This window comes from Streptomyces sp. NBC_00234, from assembly GCF_036195325.1.
In the GTDB taxonomy this organism is placed as follows: Bacteria; Actinomycetota; Actinomycetes; order Streptomycetales; family Streptomycetaceae; genus Streptomyces.
The window spans coordinates 5,844,719-5,865,888 of record NZ_CP108101.1 but is presented as its reverse complement, the minus strand read 5'-3'; the positions used below and the strand labels follow the sequence as shown (position 1 = coordinate 5,865,888).

Here is a 21,170-nt window from a genome sequence, read left to right as displayed (position 1 = left end):
CACGAAACGGCCGACTACTTCACCACGAGCGAGGACCACGACCGGACCCACTGCTCACGGTTCTCGGCGATCCGGTCCGGGGCCACGGTCGCCGGCTTGTCGACCGTCGCGCCGAACTCCGTGAAGAGCTCGGGCAGCTTGGCGTCGCTGACGACCGGGTTCACGAACATGTTCAGCGGCATGTCCTCCTGGAACGTCCGGCTGATCAGGAAGTCCAGCAGGGCCTTGCCGCCCGCCTCGTTCTTCGCGCCGTCCAGCAAGCCGGCGAACTCGATCTGGCGGAAGCAGGTCCCGGTGGCGACACCGGTCGGAGCCTCGGTCGGCTGCGGCTCGGCGTAGAGCACCTCGACGGGCGGGCTGGAGGCGTAGGAGACCACCAGGGGCCGGTCGGCCTTGGCCTTCCTGCCGCCGGCGGAGCCGGAGAACTCGTCGTTGTACGCCTGCTCCCAGCCGTCGACGACCTTGACGCCGTTGTCCTTCAGCTTCTTCCAGTAGTTCTCGTAGCCGTCCTCGCCGTAGGCGGCGACGGTGCCGAGGAGGAAGCCGAGACCGGGCGAGGACGTAGCGGCGTTCTCGGTGACGAGAAGGTCCTTGTACGCGGGCTTCAGCAGGTCGTCGAAGGACTGCGGAGGGTCGAGCTTCTTGTCCGCGAAGTACTTCTTGTCGTAGTTGACGCAGATGTCACCGGTGTCGACGGGCGTGACCCGGTGCTTGTCGGCGTCCAGCTGCGCGTCGGCCGCGACCCGGTCCAGGCCCTTCGCCTCGTACGGCGTGAACAGACCGTTGTCGAGGGCGCGGGAGAGCAGCGTGTTGTCGACGCCGAAGAACACGTCGCCGCGCGGGGAACCCTTGGTCAGGATCTCCTGGTTGAGCGCGGCACCGGCGTCCCCGCTCTTGAGGACCTTGACGGTGTAGCCCGTCTCCTCGGTGAACGCCTTCAGCACGTCCTTCGACGCGTTGAAGGAGTCGTGGCTGACGAGCGTCACGGTCTTGGATCCGGAGCCCTTGGCCCCCGAGTCCGTCTCGTCGGAGCTTCCGCAGCCCGCGAGAGCCGTGACACCGAGCGCGGCGGCGACCGCGGTCACCGTGATCTTCTTGGTGGTGCTCATGTGATTCCTCCTGGAAGTGACCAGGAAGAGACGCGGCCCTGCCCGCCCCCCGGTGATCACCAGGGAGCGGGCAGGGCGCAACAGCTTGAGTAAGGTCCGAACTTCCTACCCGGAATGACCCGGGCGAGGTTCAGAGGGTCTGCGGCCAACCTGTCCTTGGTGCCGCACTCTCAGCGCTGTGGCGCTCCCCTGTCGGAATATGAAGTTGGATGGCGCCCAGGCTACACCGGGCCCCTTCCGCCTCAGCGCTCGGAGGCCGCCAGCTGTCCGCAGGCCCCGTCGATCTCCTGACCGCGCGTGTCCCGGACCGTGACCGGCACGCCGTGGGCCGCGATGGCCTCGACGAACGCCTTCTCGTCCTCGGGCCGCGAGGCGGTCCACTTGGAACCGGGCGTCGGGTTCAGCGGAATCAGGTTGACGTGCACACGCTTGCCCTTGAGCAGCCTGCCGAGCCGGTCGCCCCGCCACGCCTGGTCGTTGATGTCACGGATCAGTGCGTACTCGATGGAGATGCGGCGGCCGGACTTCTCCGCGTACTCCCACGCGGCGTCCAGCACCTCCCGCACCTTCCAGCGCGTGTTCACGGGGACGAGCGTGTCGCGCAGCTCGTCGTCCGGGGCGTGCAGCGAGACGGCGAGACGGCACTTGAAGCCCTCGTCGGCGAACCGCAGCATCGCGGGCACCAGGCCCACGGTGGAGACGGTGATCCCGCGCTGCGAGAGTCCCAGCCCGTCGGGCTCGGGGTCGGTCAGCCGGCGGATCGCGCCGACGACACGCTTGTAGTTGGCCAGGGGCTCACCCATGCCCATGAAGACGATGTTGGAGAGCCGCGCGGGCCCACCCGGAACCTCGCCGTCGCGCAGCGCCCGCATGCCGTCCACGATCTGGTGCACGATCTCGGCGGTCGACAGGTTGCGGTCGAGCCCGGCCTGCCCCGTGGCGCAGAACGGGCAGTTCATCCCGCAGCCCGCCTGCGAGGAGATGCACATCGTCACCCGCTCCGGGTAGCGCATGAGGACGGACTCAACGAGCGTCCCGTCATGCAGCTTCCACAGGGTCTTACGGGTGGTGTCGTCGTCACAGCTGATGTGGCGCACCACGGACATCAGGTCGGGGAACAGCGCCTCGGCGAGACCGTCGCGCGAGCCGGCCGGAATGTTGGTCCACTCCGACGGGTCGTGCGCGTACCGCGCGAAGTAGTGCTGCGACAGCTGCTTGGCGCGGAACGGCTTCTCGCCGATCGCGGCGACTGCTTCCTTGCGCTCGTCGGGCGTGAGGTCGGCGAGATGCCGCGGCGGCTTCTTGGCTCCGCGGGGCGCGACAAAAGTGAGTTCTCCGGGCTTAGGCATGGTTCATCCAGTGTCGCAGACACGCCGTGGTACTAGAGGTCATCGCCGGCTCGGAGGGGATCAGGCCCGGCCATCGGCGGCCCTGTGACGGCCCACAGACGGCCCGGCGCCAGGCGCGAGGGTGACCGATCGCACCAAAGACGAGCGGTGCGCAGATCGTCTCACCAAGACCTAGAATCGAATATGTGTCCGAAAACCTTAGTCGCCTGGATCGCCTGCGCATCGTGCGCGAGTGGCAGGCGTACCAGCTCGGCCGAACCGATCGGACGATCGCCGAGCTGGAGGCACGCGAGGCCGCAGCCGCCCGCACCCGACACGTCCTGCCACCCCCGGCGCCCGCATGGAAGCTGTCCATGCTGCGCACGGGTACGGGGACTCACGCCGACGCCGTCCACGTGGGCGACTGCGGCATGAGCGGAAGGAGGACGCAGCCGATGACCCGCGAGCAGGCCCTGCGCGCACTCACGGCAGACGGCATCACGGCTTGCCCGTTCTGCCGGCCGGACAGAGACCTTGGAGTGCTGTGAACCGCGAACAGCCGGAGCCTGAGGACATGAGGGCATGAGCGAAGCACCGATCGTCATCCACAGCGCAGCAGGAGCGGGTGGCCGCCGGGTGACGATCCGCGCCCAGAACGCGGGCCTCGCCCGCAGCGACAACGACGTGATCGAGTTCCTGCGCCGCGCGGGGCTGCCGGACGCCGGTGACGTGCTGGACGATCCACATTGGGTGGAGTGGCAGGGCGGACACCGGCACGAGTACGGCGCGGTCTAGTGCTTCCACCCGAGCCTCCCTCTCACACCGCAAGGTCATAGGCGTGCTCGGGATCGGGGCTCGCAGGTGTCTTGATCGGAGCGAAATTCGCCAGCCCTTCGCCACCCATCGCTGCATTTTCTCTTACTTTCGCGCCACTACCCAAGCCCGTGACCTGCACTAACGCGAACCCTGAAAATATTCGCCCCATCCGCGCCATGCCGCGCCATCTTTGGGCATGATCACGCGCTACCCCAGTGACCTGTGAAAACGCGCTTGGGAGATCTCCAGCCAAGACGACGGTTGTAGAGTCAAGAACGCAACGAACGAGCGGGACCGCGACTTGTGCTATGTGTCCACCGCGGTTCACACAAGGGCTGTCCGTGACTCCTCGCGAGTGTTGACGGACTTGGACTCCCGCAGGACCACGAAGGGCCTGGCTCCGGAGTCAGCCGAAGCCAGGCCCTCATGTGCGGGACACGGTGTGAGCCCGGCCGACTAACAGGCGGCCGGGCTCACTTCACCCGACCAATCGTCCGAACATCTCAGTGCGGCACTCATCGCTAGTGCGCGAACTGTTGTACACAACCCGCGATGGCAGTGACCGCCGTAAGCAGGCCCACCGACAGTTGCACCCAGTCACGTCTCTGGGTTCGTTGCTGGCGCTTCCTATACCTATTCGGTCGAACCATCGTCCAGCACCCTCCTCGCGTCCTTCCCGATCCAATCGGGACCACTGCTCGACACGAGCAGAGGATCTTGGGCAAGGAGAAGCCGGACTTGGGAAACGTACCGCGCAGATTCCGCGATCGGCCCGAGTACGGGGATTCGCCACTGTTCGCTAGGCCGCGCCGAATGAAGAACCACCCTCTGCACGGACAAGACCGCCCGCATGGACTGGACGTCAGACTCTGTGGGAATCGGTCTGGACACCGTGACCGGCAAGCCGGTGGACATCCCGGGACAGACGAGTGAGGGCCCGCCGTCCTGTGGACAACGGACCCTCACTCACAACATTGCAGGTCAGACGGGGTAGCAACGCCGTATGTCAGCCCGATCCGACGAAAAGCACCAGCAGCAGCCAGACCACCGGCGCGGTCGGCAGCAGCGAATCGAGCCGGTCCATGATCCCGCCGTGACCGGGCAGCAGCGTGCCCATGTCCTTGATCCCCAGATCGCGCTTGATCATGGACTCGCCCAGGTCACCGAGGGTGGCGCTGACCGCGACCGCGAAGCCCAGCAGCAGGCCCTGCCACCAGGAACCGTCGTCGACCAGGAACTCCATGCACAGCGCACCGGCGACCATGGCGAAGCTCACGGCACCCAGCAGGCCCTCGCGGGTCTTGCCGGGGCTGATGCGCGGTGCGAGCTTGTGCTTGCCGAAGCGCCAGCCGACCGCGTACGCCCCCGTGTCGCTGACCACGGTCAGCAGCAGGAAGGTCAGAACCCGCTCCGCGCCGTCGTCCGCGGTGAGCAGCATGGCAACGAAAGTGGCCAGGAACGGCACGTAGAAGGCGGCGAACACCCCGGCCGTGACGTCCTTGAGGTAGCCCTCGGGCGGTTCCGTCATCCGCCAGACCAGCACGGCGAGCGCGGTGAGCGCCATGGCGACCCAGGCACCCTCCGCCCCGCGCACGTAGCCGGCGACGACCATGGCCGCCCCACCGACCGCGAGCGGCACGAGGGGCGCCTTGATGCCCTTGCGCTCCTCCAGGCGGGAGGTGAGCTCCCACAGGCCCACCACGACGGCGGCCACGATCACGCCGATGAACACGGCCTTCACGACGAAGAGCGAGGCGACGATGACGGCACCGAGCCCCACGCCCACCCCTATGGCGGCGCGGAGATCACGCCCCGCGCGCTTCTTCGGCGGGGGCTGCGGCGGGGTGGACATGGGCTCCTGCGGCTTCTCGTCACGGAACAGGGGGCCGCTGACGCGCGCGGCCTCCCGGTCCCGGTCGTCGCGGTTGTCAGCGTCTCTACCTGCGTCGGGAACGTCCGGCACGATGGGCATGGGCCGAGTCTGCTGGGCGTCGTGCACATCGTATGCAGGACCCGCCGGAGCGGCTCCCATCTGGGGCGCGCCCCAGTAACCCGCTCCCTGCGGGGCACCCCAGGAAGAGTCGTTCATCAGACTTCGAGCAGCTCGGCTTCCTTGTGCTTGAGCAGCTCGTCCACCTGGGCGACGTACTTCGCGGTGGTGTCGTCGAGCTCCTTCTCCGCGCGGCGCACCTCGTCCTCGCCGGACTCCTTGTCCTTGACGAGCTTGTCGAGCGTCTCCTTGGCCTTGCGGCGGATGGAGCGGATCGAGATCTTGGAGTCCTCGGCCTTGGTCTTGGCGACCTTGATGTACTCCTTGCGGCGGTCCTGCGTGAGCTCGGGGAACGTCACACGGATGATGTTGCCGTCGTTGCTCGGGTTGACGCCGAGGTCGGAGTCACGGATCGCCTGCTCGATGTTGCGCAAGGCGGTCTTGTCGAACGGAGTCACCACGGCCATCCGCGGTTCGGGAACCGAGAACGAGGCCAGCTGGTTGATCGGGGTCAGCGCGCCGTAGTAGTCGGCGACGATCTTGTTGAACATCGCCGGGTGCGCGCGGCCGGTGCGGATCGCGGCGAAGTCCTCTTTCGCGACGACAACGGCCTTCTCCATCTTCTCCTCGGCCTCGAGGAGGATTTCTTCGATCACCACGTGCTCCTGCGTGTCTTGAGTGGACCCGGCATCGTCGGGCCCTGCGGATCCTGCGTCGCGTCCTCACCTGCACGGTGTCCGACCGGCAGGCCGTTGTCCATCCTTGGGGGCCGTCAGGCCCTGGTGCCCTCGTCGCTCACGAGCGTGCCGATCTTCTCACCCTTGACGGCGCGGGCGATATTGCCCTCGGCGGTCAGCTCGAAGACGAGGATCGGCAGCTGGTTGTCCCGGCAGAGCGTGATGGCGGTGGCGTCGGCGACCTTGAGATCGCGGGCGAGCACCTCGCTGTACTCCAGGGCGTCGAACTTCACCGCGCCGGGGTTGGTCTTCGGGTCGGAGTCGTAGACCCCGTCCACCCCGTTCTTGCCCATCAGCAATGCCTTGGCGTCGATCTCCAGAGCGCGCTGGGCGGCGGTGGTGTCGGTGGAGAAGTACGGCATACCCATGCCGGCGCCGAAGATGACGACGCGCCCCTTCTCCAGGTGCCGCACGGCGCGCAGCGGGATGTACGGCTCGGCGACCTGGCCCATGGTGATGGCGGTCTGAACGCGCGAGTCGATGCCTTCCTTCTCCAGGAAGTCCTGGAGCGCGAGGCAGTTCATTACGGTGCCGAGCATGCCCATGTAGTCGGACCGGGCCCGGTCCATGCCGCGCTGCTGGAGTTCGGCACCACGGAAGAAGTTCCCGCCGCCGATCACTACCGCGATCTCCGCGCCGTCCCGTACGACCGCGGCGATCTCGCGGGCGATGGTGTGCACGACATCGGGGTCGACACCGAGGCCCCCGCCACCGGCGAACGCCTCACCGGAGAGCTTCAGCATGAAGCGTCCGGAAATCGTGCCTTCGTCGCGCTTGTGGTCAGCCTGTGTGGCGTCCGCGCCCTTGTCCATGGAAATTCTCCTCGTGCACATACGAAGAAGGCCATTGCCGGTGGGTCTGGTGTCCCTCAGCGGCAATGGCCTCCTCGTCAGATCTGCGGTCGTCCGGCATGAGTGCGGCCGTCGACTGCACTAGACCCTATCGGGGTCCACCGTTGTTCGCGGACGGACTCAGATGCCGACCTTGATGCGCGCGAAGCGCTTCAGGCTGACACCGGCCTCGTCCAGGACCTTCTGAACGGACTTCTTCGGGTCCTTGGCGAACGCCTGCTCCAGGACGACGACGTCCTTGAAGAAGCCGTTGACCCGACCCTCGACGATCTTCGGAAGGGCGGCCTCGGGCTTGCCCTCCTCGCGAGAGGTGGCCTCGGCGACACGACGCTCGTTCTCGACCGTCTCGGCCGGGACCTCGTCGCGGTTGAGGTACTTCGGGGCGAAGGCAGTGATGTGCTGCGCGACGTCCTTGGCGACCTCGGCGTTCTCCTTGTCCAGCTCGACGAGCACGCCGACCTGCGGCGGGAGGTCGGGCATGGTGCGGTGCATGTACGCAGCCACGTAACCGCCGGTGAACTGCGCGAAGCGGTCCAGGACGATCTTCTCGCCAAGGTTGGCGTTGGCCTCGTCCACGTACGCCTGGACAGTCTTGCCGGCCTCGATCTCGGACGCGAGAAGCGTCTCGATGTCGGCCGGGGAGGTCGCGGCGACGTGCGCGGCGAGAGCGTTGGCGACGGCCTGGAACTTCTCGCCCTTGGCGACGAAGTCGGTCTCGCACTTCAGCTCGAGCAGGACGCCGGACGTCTTGTCCTCGGAGATGAGGGAGACGACGGCGCCGTTCTCGGCAGAACGGCCCTCGCGCTTGGCGACGCCCTTCTGACCCTTGATACGGAGGGCCTCGACGGCCCCTTCGACGCTGCCGTCGGCCTCGTCGAGGGCCTTCTTGCAGTCCATCATGCCGGCGCCGGTGAGCTCACGGAGCTTCTTGACGTCAGCGGCGGTGTAGTTCGCCATGAGTCTGTTCTCTCTCGAAGTCTGAAAGATCTACGGGTGAACGGCGGGGGCGGTGCTTGTAGCACCGGCCCCCGCCGTCTTCAGCCGTTACGGGTGTCAGGCCTGCTCGGCGTCCGCGGCCGGAGCCTCGGCCTCGGCAGCGGGCGTCTCGACAGCAGCCTCGGCGGCGGGGATCTCGGCAGCCTCGGCGTCCGCGACCTTCTCGGTCTCGGCGGAGGTCTGAACCTCGGCGTCGGCCTTCTTGTCGCCCTCGAGCAGGTCGCGCTCCCACTCGGCGAGCGGCTCGCCGGCGGCCTTCTCGCCCGGCTTCGAGTCACCGGTGGCGGCACCGGAACGGGCGATGAGGCCCTCGGCGACGGCGTCGGCGATCACGCGGGTGAGCAGGGTGACGGAGCGGATCGCGTCGTCGTTGCCCGGGATCTTGTAGTCGACCTCGTCGGGGTCGCAGTTGGTGTCGAGGATCGCGACGACCGGGATGTGGAGCTTGCGCGCCTCACCGACGGCGATGTGCTCCTTCTTGGTGTCGACGATCCAGACGGCGCTGGGCACCTTCTGCATCTCGCGGATACCACCAAGGGTCTTCTCCAGCTTGGCCTTCTCGCGCGAGAGAACCAGGAGCTCCTTCTTGGTGAGGCCCGACGCGGCCACGTCCTCGAAGTCGATGAGCTCCAGCTCCTTCAGGCGCTGGAGGCGCTTGTAGACGGTGGAGAAGTTGGTCAGCATGCCGCCGAGCCAGCGCTGGTTGACGTAGGGCATGCCCACGCGCGTCGCCTGCTCGGCGATCGCTTCCTGCGCCTGCTTCTTGGTGCCGACGAACATGATGGAACCGCCGTGGGCGACGGTCTCCTTGACGAACTCGTAGGCGCGGTCGATGTACGACAGCGACTGGAGCAGGTCGATGATGTAGATGCCGTTGCGCTCCGTGAAGATGAAGCGCTTCATCTTCGGGTTCCAACGACGGGTCTGGTGACCGAAGTGGACGCCGCTTTCCAGCAGCTCCCGCATCGTGACGACGGCCATGGCCGTACTCCTTGAGGTACTCGGTTATCGCGACCGCAGGATTGCTGTCGCGCCTGACGCCCCGACGCGCCGTGCCACAAGGGACCGAGGAGCGCGGCCACCGTCCGCAGAGAGGGTGGTGGCGGGGCGTGCGAAGTCGACCCGGTCACCCGGATCGCCAAAGGAAGTGTACGGGACCCGTCGGGTGCCGGGTGACGGCGCTGTCCACAACCGGTCCGTTGTCCACAGATCGGGTTCATGATCCCCGCGGATCCGGGGGCCGGGGCACCGTGGCGGTCATGCGCCGCACCCATGGAACGACCCTTCCCCGCCGCCTCGCAGCTCTCCTGTCCGCCCTGGTCGCGGCCCTGCTCGCGGTACTGGCGGCCTGCACGTCCGCGCGTGCCTCGGAGGGTCCACCGCCGGACACGGACCGCTCGTGGCCGCTGTCCGGCCGCCCTGCGGTGTTACGGGGGTGGGAACCGCCCGCCGGGCCGTACGGGCCGGGTCATCGCGGCGTCGATCTGGCCGCGGAACCGGGCGCGGCCGTGCTGGCTGCCACCTCCGGCCGGGTTTCGTTCGCCGGGGCGGTGGCCGGGCGCGGGGTGCTCTCCATCGAGGCGGCCGACAGCGGGGAACCGCGGCTGCGCACTACGTACGAGCCGGTGCGCCCCCTGGTCCCTGAGGGCGAGGACGTCGTCGCCGGGCAGGCGGTGGCGGTCCTGGAGCCGGGACCCTTCCACTGCCCCGGGGCGTGCCTGCACTGGGGGCTGCGGCGCGGAGACACCTATCTGGATCCGCTGTCCCTGCTGCCGCCCGCACTGCTGAGGCGCGGCCCTTCCCGGCTGCTGCCGGTGTTCGGCGTGCCGGAGCCGGCTCCGGAGCCCGCGGACGGGACGGAGTCCGGCCCTGCGGCCGGGTTCCGGGAAGCGGACTACGGGGCGGGCGGGGCGCCTGCCCCGGCGGTCCCGGCGGTCCCGGCGGGAATGCTCGCGGTGACAGCCGCAGTGTGGGCGTTCAGCCCCGTACACCGCGCAGGATCATCGCGACGGCGGTGTCGGCGACCACGCCCGGCTCCTCGGCGCCCAGCTCGATGCGGCGCACCGCGGCGTCCACCGAGCCCTGCAGCAGCATCGCCGCGAGTCTCGGCTGCTCATGGCCGAGATCGCTCAGGGCCTCGACGATCATGGCGATCAGACCGCCGTGCGCGGCCCGGATCTTCTCGCGGGCGCCGGCGTCCAGTTCGCTCGCGGAGATGGCCACGACCGCCCGGTGGCGCCTGTCCCCGACGAGGTCGAGCTGCCTGCGGACGTACGCCTCGATCTTGTCCCCCGGCGCCTGGGCGCGCTCCATCGCGTTCTCGACCTCGGCCGCCCAGACGGGGAAGTCGACGGCGCAGAGCTCCTCGACGACGGCGGCGCGGGAGCGGAAGTACTCGTAGACGGAGGACCTGGCGAGCCCTGTGCGTTCGGCGAGAGCGGGGAAGGTCAACGCCTCCGTACCGCCCTCGGACAGCAAGGAGCGTGCGGCGTCCAGGAGGGCGCCGCGCTGCATGGTCCGGTGCTCGGCCACGGAGGCCGCTCGAATCCTGGGCACGTATCCACTCTACGGCGGCAGGTGTTCGCAAGGAGGGTGCGCGCCCCTGTCAGGTGGCCGAAGCCGCCCCGGCCGGGCGTCGTGGTGCCGGTGTCCGAGGCCGGTTCAGCGCCCCGCGTCGGCCAGCTTCGCCCGGAGTTGCAGCACGGACTTGGTGTGGATCTGGCTGACCCGGCTCTCGGTGACCCCGAGGACGTTGCCGATCTCGGCGAGGGTGAGGCCTTCGTAGTAGTACAGCGTGACAACGGTCTTCTCCCGGTCCGGAAGGGTGTTGATGGCCCGGGCGAGCAACCGTCTGAGCTCACGGTCCTCGGCGACCTCCACCGGATTGTCGGCGGCTGTGTCCTCCAGCGTGTCCATCAGGCTCAGCCGGTTGCCGCCCTCACCCCCGACGTGCAGCAGTTCCTCCAGCGCCACCACGTTGGCCAGTGACAACTGGCTGAAAACCGCGTGCAGTTCCTCCAGGGCGATGCCCATCTCGGCGGCCACCTCCGCCTCCGACGGCGTACGCCGCAGCTGCGCCTCCAGCGTGGCGTAGGCGCGCTCCACATTCCGCGCCTTCTGCCGCACCGAGCGGGGGATCCAGTCCAGCGCCCTGAGCTCGTCGATCATCGCGCCGCGGATCCGCGTGATCGCGTACGTCTCGAACTTGATCGCCCGCTCGATGTCGAACTTCTCGATGGCGTCGATCAGTCCGAAGACTCCGGAGGAGACGAAGTCGGCCTGCTCCACGTTGGACGGCAGCCCTACGCTCACCCGGCCCGCGACGTATTTCACCAGGGGCGAGTAGTGCAGGATCAGCTGCTCCCGCAGCCGCTCGTCCCCCGTGGACTTGTAGGAACGCCACAACTCGTCGAGGGAGGAAGGGGCAGGGGGACGCACAGTGCCACGCGCAGCTGGTGGTACTGCCGCGCGGTCAGACCCGGAGGTGTGCTGGGGCATGTGGTGCCTTGAGCCGTTCTGCTGTGAAGTCGTGGGGGAACTTCTGTCTGGGGCGGAATCCTTGTGAGCGTAGCGTGACCGACGTGTTGCGGTGCGCGCAGGACCGAGGAGCGACACCGGGAGATTCTGCCCCATCGCCCACGCCGCCGGTCATGACTGACATCCGGGACCGTCGCCGCGTGCGCCGGCCCCGGAGGCATCACCGAGAGAGCCGCCGAGGTCATCGGCTTCACCTTTTCACCCGAATGCTCCAGGTCAAGAACCGCCTCGCCGCGCGTCCACGTTGCAAGTCGGCCTCGGCGTCAACTGCCATCCGTCGCCTTCCCGTTCGACGAACCCCAGTGAGTGCAGTTCGTACAGTCTGCCGAGCGCCTCGTCGGCGGTGATACCGGCGGTACGCGCGACCTCGCGGCCGTCGACGGCGCCCCGGTACGGGAGCGCCTCCAGGACCCGTGCGGTCACCGCGTCGAGCAGGTCCCTGGGGAGCACCGGGCCCCTTCTGCCGGGCGCCAGATCGCCGATGTCACCGACCAGCTCGATCACTTCGGAGGCATCGGTCACCAGAACCCCCTCACCGCGCAGCAGTTCGTGGACTCCTGCCGACAATCCGCTGGTCGCCGGCCCCGGAACCCCCATCGTGAAGCGGCCGAGCCGCTGCGCGCTGCGGGCGGTGACCAGTGAGCCGCTGCGGTACTCGGCCTCGACCACGACCGTCCCTCTGGTGAGCGCGGCGATCACCCGGTTACGGAGGATGAACCGGCTGCGCGTCGGATGGTCGCCGGGCGGCAACTCACTGATGATCAGGCCCTGTTCGGCCATCCGTCCGATCAACTCGGCGTGCCCCCGGGGGTAGGCGACGTCCACCCCGCAGGCGAGGACCGCCATGGTCGCGCCTCCCACGGCCAGGGCCCCGCGATGCGCCGCCCCGTCCACGCCGAACGCGGCGCCGGAGACCACCACCCAGCCGCGCTCCGCGAGTCCCGAACCGAGAGTCCCGGCCATGTGCGCCCCGTACGGCGTGCAGGCCCGGGCCCCGACCACCGCGACCGAGCGCAGCGCCCACAGGCGCAGGTCCGCCAGCCCCCGCACCCACAGGCCGACCGGCCTGGCGTCACCCAGGTCGTCGAGCTGGGTCGGCCACTCCGGGTCGCCCGGGCAGACGAAGCGCCCGCCGGCCCCAGTCGCCACCGCCAGATCCCGCTCGGGTTCGGCCGCCGCCGCCCGTAAGCGGCATCCGCCCAGCCGCACCGCCGTCATCCCGGGCAGCCGCTCCGCAGAGCCGTCCGGGACGGTGAGGCGCCGGACCAGTTCGGCCGGCCCCACTTCCCGCAGCCACCGCCCCGCACGCTCGTCGCCCGGTTCGAGAATCCGCGTCAGAGCCACCCGCGCGAGCCGTTCCGGGTCACCCCGACCGGTCCGGTCACCACGCTCCGCGGACCCCCGGGCGCCTCCCACCGGCCCGCCGCTCCGCCCCCGCGTCACGTCCCCGCCGCCGTCCCCCACCCGGTTCACGATGCTCCGGCCCCCATCGGCACCCCTCGCTGGATGCCCGTCCGCAGTTCCAGGGCGACCGCGATGTCCGAGGCATCGGGCCGGTCGGCACCCCGGAGGTCCGCGACCGTCCACGCCACTCTCAGGACCCGGTCCAGACCCCGCGCGGTGAGGACTCCCCGCTCCATGTCGCGCTCGGCCGCGAGCAGCGCACCGGGGGCCGCGATCAGCCGGGTCCGCAGCTCGTGGCCCGGCACTTCGCTGTTGGTGGTCCAGGGAGTGCCCGCGAGCCGGTCGGCCGCCCGCTCCCTCGCCTCCCGCACCCGGACGGCGACCTCGGCCGTCGTCTCGCCCCGCCCGCCGCGCCCCATGAGGTCCGCCCGGTTGACGGGCTCCACCTCGACCCTCAGATCGACGCGGTCGAGCAGGGGCCCGGAGAGTCTCGCCTGGTAGCGACGGATCATGGAGGGCGGGCATTCGCAGCCCGCCCCGCTGAGCGTGTGCCGGCCACAGGGGCACGGATTGGCGGCCAGCACCATCAGGAACCGTGCGGGCAGCCGCACGACACCGGCCGCACGGGCCACGACCACATGTCCGGACTCCAGCGGCTGGCGCAGCGCGTCAAGTGCCCGTCCGGAGAATTCTGGCGCTTCGTCCAGAAAAAGCACCCCTCTATGAGCCAGCGAGACCGCCCCGGGCCTCGGCAGCCCGTTTCCTCCGCCCACGAGCGACTGCATCGTCGCCGAGTGGTGCGGTGCGCAGTACGGCGCCCTGGCGACCAGGGGCTCACCGGGCGGGAGGATGCCCGCCACCGAGTGCACGGCCGTCACTTCGAGGGATTCCTGACGGGTCAGCGGCGGCAAGATCGCCGAGAGTCGTTCCGCCAGCATCGTCTTTCCGGCGCCCGGCGGGCCCGAGAGCAACAGGTGATGCCCTCCCGCCGCGGCCACCTCGAGCGCTTTGCGCGGCCTCTGCTGTCCCGCCACGTCCGAGAGGTCGGGCCGGTGCCCGTCGCCACCCTGCGCCGCGAACGGAGCAAGTCCCGTGCCCACCCCCGCTCCGGGCATCATCAGCCCGGCCAGCATGCTGTCTGGCCGCCCCTGGGCCGCCATCGGTTCCTCGGGGACCGGCTCGTCCCCGAGGACGGCGATCAGCTGCCGCAGGCTCCGTACCCCGAGGACCGAGACCCCCGGCACGAGAGCCGCTTCACCGGCGGTCTGTTCGGGGACGACCACCTGCCGGTACCCCGCTTCCGCGGCGGCGAGCACGGCGGGGAGCACCCCGCGCACGGGACGGACCCGGCCGTCCAGACCCAGCTCGCCGATCATCACCACATCGGCGATGGCGGCCGGGTCGATGCGTTCCGCCGCACCGAGCACCGCGCACGCCACGGCAAGATCGAAACCGCTGCCACTCTTGGGCACCGAGGCCGGCGAGAGACCCACGGTGAGCTTCTTCTGTGGCCACTCGGCGCCCGAATTGACCACCGCGGCCCTGACCCGGTCCCGGCTCTCGACCAGGCTCTTGTCCGGCAGACCCACCAGGGTGAACGCCGCCACCCCCGGCTCCAGGTCCGCCTGGACCTCCACCACCACGCCCTCGACGCCGACCAGCGCCACCGAACACGCGCGTGCGAACCCCATCAGGCCACCCCCCGCACATGCTCGGCGACGGGCGCTCCGCGCCGGGGCAGGACTACCCCGACCAGATCGATCCGGACCCCGCCGGACGGCGGTCCGCCGTGCCGGTCGAGCCAGATCCCGGCGAGCCTTCGCAACCGCTCGGCCTTGGCCGGTGTGACGGCCGCCATCGGATGCTCGAAGGACCCCGCCCTGCGGGTCTTGACCTCACAGATGACCAGCGCATCGCCGTCACCTGCGACGATGTCGATCTCTCCGGCACGGCACCGCCAGTTGCGCGCCAGTACGGCCAGACCCGACTCGATCAGCAGCCGAGCTGCCAGATCCTCGCCGTACCGCCCGAGTGCCCCCCGTGCGTTCATTCGGCACCACCTCCGGCACCGACTCTGCCGCGTCGGCCCGGAACGGGTGGATCTTGGTGGATAACTCAGCGATTGTGGATAACTCAGCCACCCGGAAGTTCGAGATCGCTCTTGTTGAGCTCCTCGATATTGACGTCCTTGAAGGTCAGAACACGGACCTGCTTGACGAATCGGGCGGGGCGGTACATGTCCCAGACCCAGGCGTCCGCCATGGACACCTCGAAAAAGACCTCACCCTGAACCGAGTGCACCTGCATCTCGTAGTCGTTGGTGAGGTAGAAGCGCCGTTCGGTCTCGATCACATATTTGAACAGACCGACGACATCGCGGTACTCCCGGTAGAGCTTCAGCTCCATCTCGGTCTCGTACTTCTCGAGGTCCTCGGCGCTCATGGCATGTTCCCCTTCAGCCGTGCGTCCCCCTATTGTGCGTCAGCCGCTCCCGGCCCCGGTCGATTAGACGATTTCGGGGTCCAGGACCAGCGGATCACGTGGGGGACCCTCGTCGAGCAGCGTGCGCAGCAGCTCGCCGAGTCTGGTCGGGTACACCGTCTCACGCGCCGCCAGCAGTTCGGCGGAAGTCCACCACCTCGAACCCGCGATACTCCGCCGCTCCAGCTCGGTGAACCCCGCCGGGGCAGTGACGGTCTGCGTCGTTCGGGCCAGGAAGTACCACTCGTCCTGGTCCCAGCGCCGCCCGTCGAACGGAAACGAGCAGATCCGCTTCCAGAGCACCGGGCCGAGTTCCACGTCGACGATCCCGGTTTCCTCGACGAGCTCGCGCAGCGCGGCCTCTTCCCGGCTCTCCTCGCCCTCCACGCCACCGCCCGGGGTGAACCACCAGCTCGTCGCCGGGTCGTCCGGTTCGAATCCGTGCAGGAGCAGGATGCGGTCGTCGGGATCGAGGAGCACCACCCGGGAGACCTTCCGCTTCTCAGCGGGCATTCGCGGGTCCCGCTGCGCGGCTGCGCCGTGAGGCGCGGGCCGCGATCGTGCTGTACCCGGCGCCGCCCAGGATGAGCAGCACGCCCACCACCACGGCGCCCAGCTGGAGCTGCAGCGGTCCGCCGGCGGAGATCCCGCCTGGCAGCCCAGCGAAGCTCGCCGGCCGGTCGATCATGCTCTGCGACGGCCACACGACGGCGTCCAGGCGTGCCTGCACGGCGCTGAGCGGAACGGATCCCTGCCCCGGGTCCTCCAGGTGGACCCGGGAGTCCAGCGAGGTGCTGCGCTCGTCGCCGAGGAGGAAGAGCTGCCCCTCGGGAACCTCGGCCGTGAAGTCCTGCTGCGCGGCCGGCGCCTGGCCCGCGGCCGGGAACTGCGACTGCAGATACGGTTCCTCGACGGGCTTGCCGTTGATCGTGAGCCTTCCGTCGGCATCGCAGCAGGCGACCTTGTCGCCGCCGACACCGACCACTCTCTTCACCATCGGCTGGTTTCCCCACACCGAGTCGGTGAAGACCACCACGTCCCCGCGCCGCACATCGGCGCCGTCCACCCGCTCCGCGAGCACCCGGTCCCCGGCCTCGACGGTCGGGACCATGGATCCCGTCGGCACCGTGTACGGCTTGTACACCACCGCTCCCCAGGCGAATCCGCCGAGGAAGAGCACACAGCCGACGGCCACGGCCAGGCTCGACAACGCGTTGCCGAGCCGGCCGTGGCCGTCACCCGTTCGTCCTGTTCCGCTCATCCCAGCGCTCCCCCATCGGAGATCGACAATCGCTGATCCGAGTCGGCACCCTACCCGGCGGTACGCCCGCTGGTCAGCCTCCGGCGGCGCCACAACACGAGGGGCAGCGCTCCGGCTACACCCAGTGCACCCGGCGCCATGGCAGCCGCCGCGTTCAGCCCGGGCTGGTCGAAGGTGCTGGGGACCGGCAGCGTCGCCCAGCGGTTGATCGGCCAGGCGACGACGACGGCCCTGCCGACGACCTCGTCCGTGGAGACCGTGCCCTGACCGGGCAGCTCCTGGTGGTAACGGGAGTCCAGCGAGTTGCTGCGGTGGTCGCCCATCACCCAGATACGGCCCTCGGGCACGTTGATCGGCCCGAACGGCTCGTCATTGCACGGGGTGTCCCCGGGGAAGATGAACGACTTCTCGTCCAGAGCCTTGCCGTTGACGGTCACCGGCCCGTTCTTCTTGCACTCCACCGTGTCGCCGCCGATCGCGATGACCCGCTTGATCAGGTCCTTCTCCTCGGCGGACGGCATCAGTCCGATGAAGCTGAGGAACTTCTGCACCACGTTGGGCTCGGGCGTCGCCGTGTCCTCCAGCCAGCCGCCCGGGTCGTGGAAGACCACGACCTCGCCGCGCTCCGGCTCCGAGCCGAACCACGGGGTCAGCTTGTCGACCAGCACCCGGTCGCCGCGCTGCAGCGTGTCCTGCATGGAGTCGGAGGGAATCGAGAACGCCTGTACCAGGAACGTCTTGATCAGCAGAGCGAGAATCAGCGCGATACCGATCAGGAGCGGCAGCTCCTTCCAGAAGGAACGCTGCTTCTTCTGAGCCGTACCACCGCTGTCCGGGGAGTCGCCGTCACTCTCCGTCCGGTCCGCCGACGTCTCTCCGTGAGACCCGGCGCTCTCCGGCCGGTCCTCGGGTTCGTCGTGTCCGGATCGTGCGCCGACCGCCAAATCCCCCACATCCACTCCTCAATCCGTGCCACCGCCCGCGCCCTATCCGGTGCAGGCCCACCACTCCCATAACGAGCGGGAGTTCCGCAGGGGTCGGGAGCCGGACCATTCCGTATCGATCCTGGGAGGACACACTATTCGACCCACTGGGCGCAGCCGCCGTCCCCGCGCCCGGGGCCGGGACCGAGGCGTACGTCTCCCGTTCCTCCAGCGTGCGCCAGTGGCCGAAGGGCCAGGCGATCACGACGGCCCGCCCCACGACCTGGTCCTCGGAAACCGTGCCCTTCTCCGGCTCGTCGAGATGGAAACGCGAGTCGGCGGAATTGGACCGGTGGTCACCCATCACGAAGATGCGGCCCGCCGGAACCTTTACCTCGAATTTGAGAGTCGACGGCCTGTCGGCGGGATGCAGATACCCCTCGCTGAGCGGTACGCCGTTGACCGTGAGCCGGCCGTCGTCGCCACAGCACTTCACGGTGTCGCCCCCGACGGCCACCACCCGCTTGATCAGGTCCTGCTCGTCGTCGGAAGGCAGCAGCCCGATAAAGGTGAGCAGCTCCTCGGCCTGTTTGATGCCGGGGGGCGGATCCTTCTCCTGGCCGGCCTGCTCCTGCTGGAGCCAGCCGCCCGGGTCCTTGAAGACGACGACGTCGCCGCGTTGCGGCTTCGATCCGAACCACGGCGTGAGCTTGTCCACCAGCACCCGGTCGCCGATCCGGATGGTCTGTTCCATCGAGCCGGACGGAATCACGAACGCCTGCACCAGGAAGGTCTTGAGGACCAGCGCGATCAGCAGCGCCACGAGGACGAGGAGGGGAATCTCCTTCACCGCGGACCTGCGACGGCGCCGTTTGACCTTGCGGGCCAGCTTGCGGCGCTCGGCCCGGGTCGGCAGCGAGCGGCGGCCGGTCGGCCTGCTCCCGGTCGGCAGCAGGACGTCCTCGTCCGGTACTCCGCGCGGACGCCCCCGGTTACCCATGGGCTCCGCCCGGTGCGGTTACGCCGGCGAAGGCGCCGGTGCCGGGCACGGAGCCCAGCCGGCCCAGCGGCCAGCCGAGCCAGTCCACCCGTCCGATCACCATGTCGACGGGGACCATGCCGCCGCCGGGCTGCCCCAGGTGCTCACGGGAGTCGCTCGAATTGCTGCGGTGGTCGCCCATCATCCACAGGGTGCCCTGCGGCACGACGATGTCGAACGCCACGGCGGACGGTTCGTCGCCCCGGTGGAGGTACTCCTCGTCCACGGACCGGCCGTTCACTGTGAGCCTCCCCCGCCGGTCGCAGCAGACCACTCGGTCGCCGCCCACACCCACCACCCGCTTCACGAAGTCGGTCTCGGCGGGTTCGGCCAGACCGAGGGACGCGGCGGCGCCGTGCAGCAGGGCGGCGAGGGGGTGGTCCCCGGACGTCTCCTGCACGAAGGAGCCGGTGCCGTCGAAGACCACCACGTCGCCGCGGAGCGGCTCGGAGCCGAAACGGTACGCCAGTTTGTTGACGAGGACCCGGTCCCCGACCCGCAGCGTGGGCTCCATCGAGCCGCTGGGGATGAGGAAGGGCTGCACCACGAAGTTGCTGAACAGCAGCAGCACGACGGTGAGTGCGGCTCCGACGTAAGCGGCCCGCCTCCAGGACATCGCGGCGATCCGGCCCGGGATACGCGAGAAGCGCGACCCCTCCTCCGGCCCTTCTGCGGGTCCGGAGGAGCGATCGCGCTCCGTGTGCTGTGTGTCCGTGTCCATCGGGGCCGAAGCTTATCCGGCCCCGCTGTGGACTTCGGAGTCAGCTCAGTTGTCGCGCTTCTCCTTGATCTTCGCGGCCTTGCCGCGGAGCTCACGGAGGTAGTAGAGCTTGGCGCGACGGACGTCACCGCGGGTGACGAGCTCGATCTTCTCGAAGATCGGGCTGTGCACCGGGAACGTACGCTCGACGCCGACGCTGAAGGAGACCTTGCGGACCGTGAAGGTCTCGCTGACGCCCGCGCCCTGGCGACGGATGACAACGCCCTTGAACTGCTGGATACGGGAGCGGTTGCCCTCGATCACGCGCACGTGGACGTTGATGGTGTCACCGGCGCGGAAGGCCGGAACGTCGGAACGCAGCGAAGCGGCGTTGACGCCATCGAGCAGATGAGACATTTTGTCTGCTTTCTTCGCCGATGCCACAGGTCATCGACGGGAGAGAGGGAAGATTCGGGGTGCTGATCGCGTCGGGCGGGCGTCGTTCCCCCTGTGGCAGGGGCGCACACCGGACGTACAGCAGGGTTATTCTTCCACGGCCTCGGGCCTGCGCCAAAATCGGCCGCCGGGCTCCGGGGACCAGCCGAGGATGGAGAGCATCTCCCGGTCCTTCTTGTCGAAGCCCGATGCCTCGCAACGCTCAATCAGGTCGGGCCTGTTGAGTGCGGTACGGCGGAAGGCTTCGTCCCTGCGCCAGCGGGCGATCCTGCCGTGGTGACCGCTGAGCAGGACATCCGGAATCCCGCGACCCCGCCACTCGGGGGGCTTGGTGTAGACGGGGCCCTCCAGCAGATTGGCCATGGCACCCGGGGCGAAGGAGTCGTCGCGGTGCGATTCGGCGTTGCCGAGCACCCCGGGCAGCAGCCGCGCCACGGCCTCCGTGATGACCAGTACGGCGGCTTCCCCGCCGGCCAGGACGTAATCCCCGATGGACACCTCGATGACCGGCATTCGCGTGGCGTACTCGTCCATCACCCGGCGGTCGATGCCCTCGTACCGGGCAGGCGTGAAGATCAGCCACGGCTGCTCGGAGAGCTCGACGGCCAGTTCCTGGGTGAAGGGCCTGCCACTGGGCGTGGGCACCACGATCACCGGCGAGTGCGCCCCGGACTCGTAGCCGTCGGCCAGCGTCTCGTCCAGGCAGTCGCCCCAGGGGCCGGTCTTCATGACCATGCCCGGGCCACCGCCGTAGGGGGTGTCGTCGACCGTGTTGTGCCGGTCGTAGGTCCAGTCCCGCAGGTCGTGGACGCGCACGTCGAGCCGGCCGCCGGCGCGTGCCTTGCCGACGAGCGAGACGTTCAGCGGTTCCAGGTACTCGGGGAAGATCGTGACGACGTCGAGCCTCATCGGGACTCGTCCCCGGACGGGGCGGACTCCTCGCCCTCCTCGTCGCGCGAGGTGGCGATCACGGCCTCGTTCTCGTCGATCAGCCCGGGAGGCGGGGTGATGACCGCGCGCTGCTCCTCCAGGTCGATCTCGCTGACGATCTCCTCGACGAAGGGGATCATCACCTCGCTGCCGTCGGGGCGCTCCACGATGAACAGGTCCTGGGAGGGCAGGTGGGTGATCTCGGTGATCCGGCCGATCTCGGTGCCGTCGGCCAGGACCACGTCGAGGTCCATGAGCTGGTGGTCGTAGAACTCCTCGGGGTCCTCCGGAAGCTCGTCCGGGTCCACCTCGGCGATCAGCAGGGTGTTACGGAGGGCCTCGGCGCCCGTACGGTCCCGTACGCCCTCGAAACGGAGCAGCAGCCTGCCGCTGTGGACCCTGCCGGTCTCGATAGTCAGCGGTCCCGTCTCGGCGGGTTCGGTGGCCAGGACGGCACCGGGGCCGAGCCGCACCTCGGGCTCGTCCGTGCGTACCTCGACGGTGACCTCGCCCTTGATGCCATGGGCACGGCCGATCCGTGCGACTACCAACTGCACGCTACTTCTCCTGGTGATCGTTTACGGACGACAAAGGCCGGGGACGGCTCGAAAG

At 69.0% G+C, this 21,170-nt stretch carries 23 protein-coding genes and 1 pseudogene; 3 read left to right on the top strand and 21 right to left on the bottom strand.

Annotated elements, in window-relative coordinates; genetic code table 11:
* Positions 1 to 14: 14 nt before the first annotated feature.
* Both OG230_RS25935 and rlmN read right to left on the bottom strand, forming a co-directional pair.
* A complete protein-coding gene (locus OG230_RS25935; protein ID WP_328906116.1) occupies positions 15 to 1,109 on the bottom strand; it encodes a thiamine ABC transporter substrate-binding protein in 1,095 nt (364 codons plus the stop codon).
* Positions 1,110 to 1,351: 242 nt separating this feature from the next.
* Positions 1,352 to 2,458, bottom strand: coding sequence for a 23S rRNA (adenine(2503)-C(2))-methyltransferase RlmN (gene rlmN, locus OG230_RS25930; protein ID WP_328906115.1), 1,107 nt, complete (start codon positions 2,456 to 2,458; stop codon positions 1,352 to 1,354).
* Positions 2,459 to 2,643: 185 nt separating this feature from the next.
* On the opposite strand from rlmN, the gene OG230_RS25925 reads away from it, so the two are divergent.
* Together OG230_RS25925 and OG230_RS25920 are read left to right on the top strand one after the other, a co-directional pair.
* Positions 2,644 to 2,985, top strand: a complete 342-nt coding sequence (locus OG230_RS25925; RefSeq protein ID WP_328906114.1) for a DUF6233 domain-containing protein — start codon at positions 2,644 to 2,646, stop codon at positions 2,983 to 2,985.
* A gap of 34 nt (positions 2,986 to 3,019) precedes the next feature.
* Positions 3,020 to 3,232: a hypothetical protein gene (locus OG230_RS25920; protein WP_328906113.1), complete on the top strand. Its 213-nt coding sequence runs from the start codon at positions 3,020 to 3,022 to the stop codon at positions 3,230 to 3,232.
* Between the two features lie 1,027 nt (positions 3,233 to 4,259).
* On the opposite strand, the gene OG230_RS25915 is transcribed toward OG230_RS25920, so the two are convergent.
* The 5 genes from OG230_RS25915 to rpsB form a co-directional block, all read right to left on the bottom strand.
* On the bottom strand, positions 4,260 to 5,342 hold the full coding sequence (locus OG230_RS25915) for a phosphatidate cytidylyltransferase (protein ID WP_328906112.1): 1,083 nt from the start codon (positions 5,340 to 5,342) through the stop codon (positions 4,260 to 4,262).
* Entirely contained in the window at positions 5,342 to 5,899 is a 558-nt protein-coding gene (frr, locus tag OG230_RS25910; protein ID WP_073726823.1) for a ribosome recycling factor, read from the bottom strand. The genes OG230_RS25915 and frr overlap by 1 nt, the downstream gene beginning before the upstream one ends.
* A 116-nt stretch (positions 5,900 to 6,015) precedes the next feature.
* A complete protein-coding gene (gene pyrH, locus OG230_RS25905) occupies positions 6,016 to 6,792 on the bottom strand; it encodes a UMP kinase (RefSeq protein ID WP_328906111.1) in 777 nt (258 codons plus the stop codon).
* A gap of 159 nt (positions 6,793 to 6,951) precedes the next feature.
* On the bottom strand, positions 6,952 to 7,788 hold the full coding sequence (tsf, locus tag OG230_RS25900) for a translation elongation factor Ts (protein WP_328906110.1): 837 nt from the start codon (positions 7,786 to 7,788) through the stop codon (positions 6,952 to 6,954).
* A 96-nt stretch (positions 7,789 to 7,884) separates the two neighbouring features.
* On the bottom strand, positions 7,885 to 8,808 hold the full coding sequence (gene rpsB / locus OG230_RS25895) for a 30S ribosomal protein S2 (protein WP_328906109.1): 924 nt from the start codon (positions 8,806 to 8,808) through the stop codon (positions 7,885 to 7,887).
* A 278-nt stretch (positions 8,809 to 9,086) separates the two neighbouring features.
* Here rpsB and OG230_RS25890 point away from each other — a divergent pair.
* A pseudogene (locus OG230_RS25890) lies at positions 9,087 to 9,527 on the top strand (peptidoglycan DD-metalloendopeptidase family protein); the annotation flags it as partial.
* 277 nt (positions 9,528 to 9,804) lie between these two features.
* Here OG230_RS25890 and OG230_RS25885 read toward each other — a convergent pair.
* The 14 genes from OG230_RS25885 to rimM all read right to left on the bottom strand — a co-directional run bounded on the left by OG230_RS25885 (position 9,805) and on the right by rimM (position 21,115).
* On the bottom strand, positions 9,805 to 10,359 hold the full coding sequence (locus OG230_RS25885) for a TetR/AcrR family transcriptional regulator (protein WP_328911536.1): 555 nt from the start codon (positions 10,357 to 10,359) through the stop codon (positions 9,805 to 9,807).
* 129 nt (positions 10,360 to 10,488) lie between these two features.
* On the bottom strand, positions 10,489 to 11,325 hold the full coding sequence (gene whiG, locus OG230_RS25880) for an RNA polymerase sigma factor WhiG (protein WP_328906108.1): 837 nt from the start codon (positions 11,323 to 11,325) through the stop codon (positions 10,489 to 10,491).
* 255 nt (positions 11,326 to 11,580) lie between these two features.
* Positions 11,581 to 12,693 (bottom strand): DNA-processing protein DprA, encoded by a 1,113-nt coding sequence (dprA, locus tag OG230_RS25875; RefSeq protein ID WP_443051601.1) that lies wholly within the window; start codon positions 12,691 to 12,693, stop codon positions 11,581 to 11,583.
* 140 nt (positions 12,694 to 12,833) lie between these two features.
* Positions 12,834 to 14,459 carry a YifB family Mg chelatase-like AAA ATPase gene (locus tag OG230_RS25870; RefSeq protein WP_328906107.1) on the bottom strand — a complete coding sequence of 542 codons (1,626 nt, stop codon included), beginning with the start codon at positions 14,457 to 14,459 and terminating at the stop codon, positions 12,834 to 12,836.
* Positions 14,459 to 14,818: a YraN family protein gene (locus OG230_RS25865; protein WP_328906106.1), complete on the bottom strand. Its 360-nt coding sequence runs from the start codon at positions 14,816 to 14,818 to the stop codon at positions 14,459 to 14,461. Before OG230_RS25865 ends, OG230_RS25870 begins: the two co-directional genes overlap by 1 nt.
* A gap of 83 nt (positions 14,819 to 14,901) precedes the next feature.
* Positions 14,902 to 15,210, bottom strand: coding sequence for a DUF2469 domain-containing protein (locus OG230_RS25860; RefSeq protein WP_003965949.1), 309 nt, complete (start codon positions 15,208 to 15,210; stop codon positions 14,902 to 14,904).
* A 63-nt stretch (positions 15,211 to 15,273) separates the two neighbouring features.
* Entirely contained in the window at positions 15,274 to 15,762 is a 489-nt protein-coding gene (locus OG230_RS25855; RefSeq protein WP_328906105.1) for an NUDIX hydrolase, read from the bottom strand.
* Positions 15,752 to 16,510, bottom strand: coding sequence for a signal peptidase I (gene lepB, locus OG230_RS25850; protein WP_328906104.1), 759 nt, complete (start codon positions 16,508 to 16,510; stop codon positions 15,752 to 15,754). Before lepB (OG230_RS25850) ends, OG230_RS25855 begins: the two co-directional genes overlap by 11 nt.
* A gap of 50 nt (positions 16,511 to 16,560) precedes the next feature.
* Positions 16,561 to 17,454: a signal peptidase I gene (gene lepB, locus OG230_RS25845; RefSeq protein WP_328911534.1), complete on the bottom strand. Its 894-nt coding sequence runs from the start codon at positions 17,452 to 17,454 to the stop codon at positions 16,561 to 16,563.
* Positions 17,357 to 18,433 (bottom strand): signal peptidase I, encoded by a 1,077-nt coding sequence (gene lepB / locus OG230_RS25840; protein WP_328906103.1) that lies wholly within the window; start codon positions 18,431 to 18,433, stop codon positions 17,357 to 17,359. The genes lepB (OG230_RS25845) and lepB (OG230_RS25840) overlap by 98 nt, the downstream gene beginning before the upstream one ends.
* On the bottom strand, positions 18,426 to 19,193 hold the full coding sequence (lepB, locus tag OG230_RS25835) for a signal peptidase I (RefSeq protein WP_328906102.1): 768 nt from the start codon (positions 19,191 to 19,193) through the stop codon (positions 18,426 to 18,428). Before lepB (OG230_RS25835) ends, lepB (OG230_RS25840) begins: the two co-directional genes overlap by 8 nt.
* Before the next feature lie 45 nt (positions 19,194 to 19,238).
* The gene (rplS, locus tag OG230_RS25830) at positions 19,239 to 19,589 is read right to left on the bottom strand and encodes a 50S ribosomal protein L19 (RefSeq protein ID WP_328906101.1); all 351 of its coding nucleotides are present in this window, start codon (positions 19,587 to 19,589) and stop codon (positions 19,239 to 19,241) included.
* Positions 19,590 to 19,715: 126 nt separating this feature from the next.
* The gene (gene trmD, locus OG230_RS25825) at positions 19,716 to 20,537 is read right to left on the bottom strand and encodes a tRNA (guanosine(37)-N1)-methyltransferase TrmD (protein WP_328906100.1); all 822 of its coding nucleotides are present in this window, start codon (positions 20,535 to 20,537) and stop codon (positions 19,716 to 19,718) included.
* Entirely contained in the window at positions 20,534 to 21,115 is a 582-nt protein-coding gene (gene rimM / locus OG230_RS25820; RefSeq protein ID WP_328906099.1) for a ribosome maturation factor RimM, read from the bottom strand. Before rimM ends, trmD begins: the two co-directional genes overlap by 4 nt.
* Positions 21,116 to 21,170 lie beyond the last annotated feature (55 nt).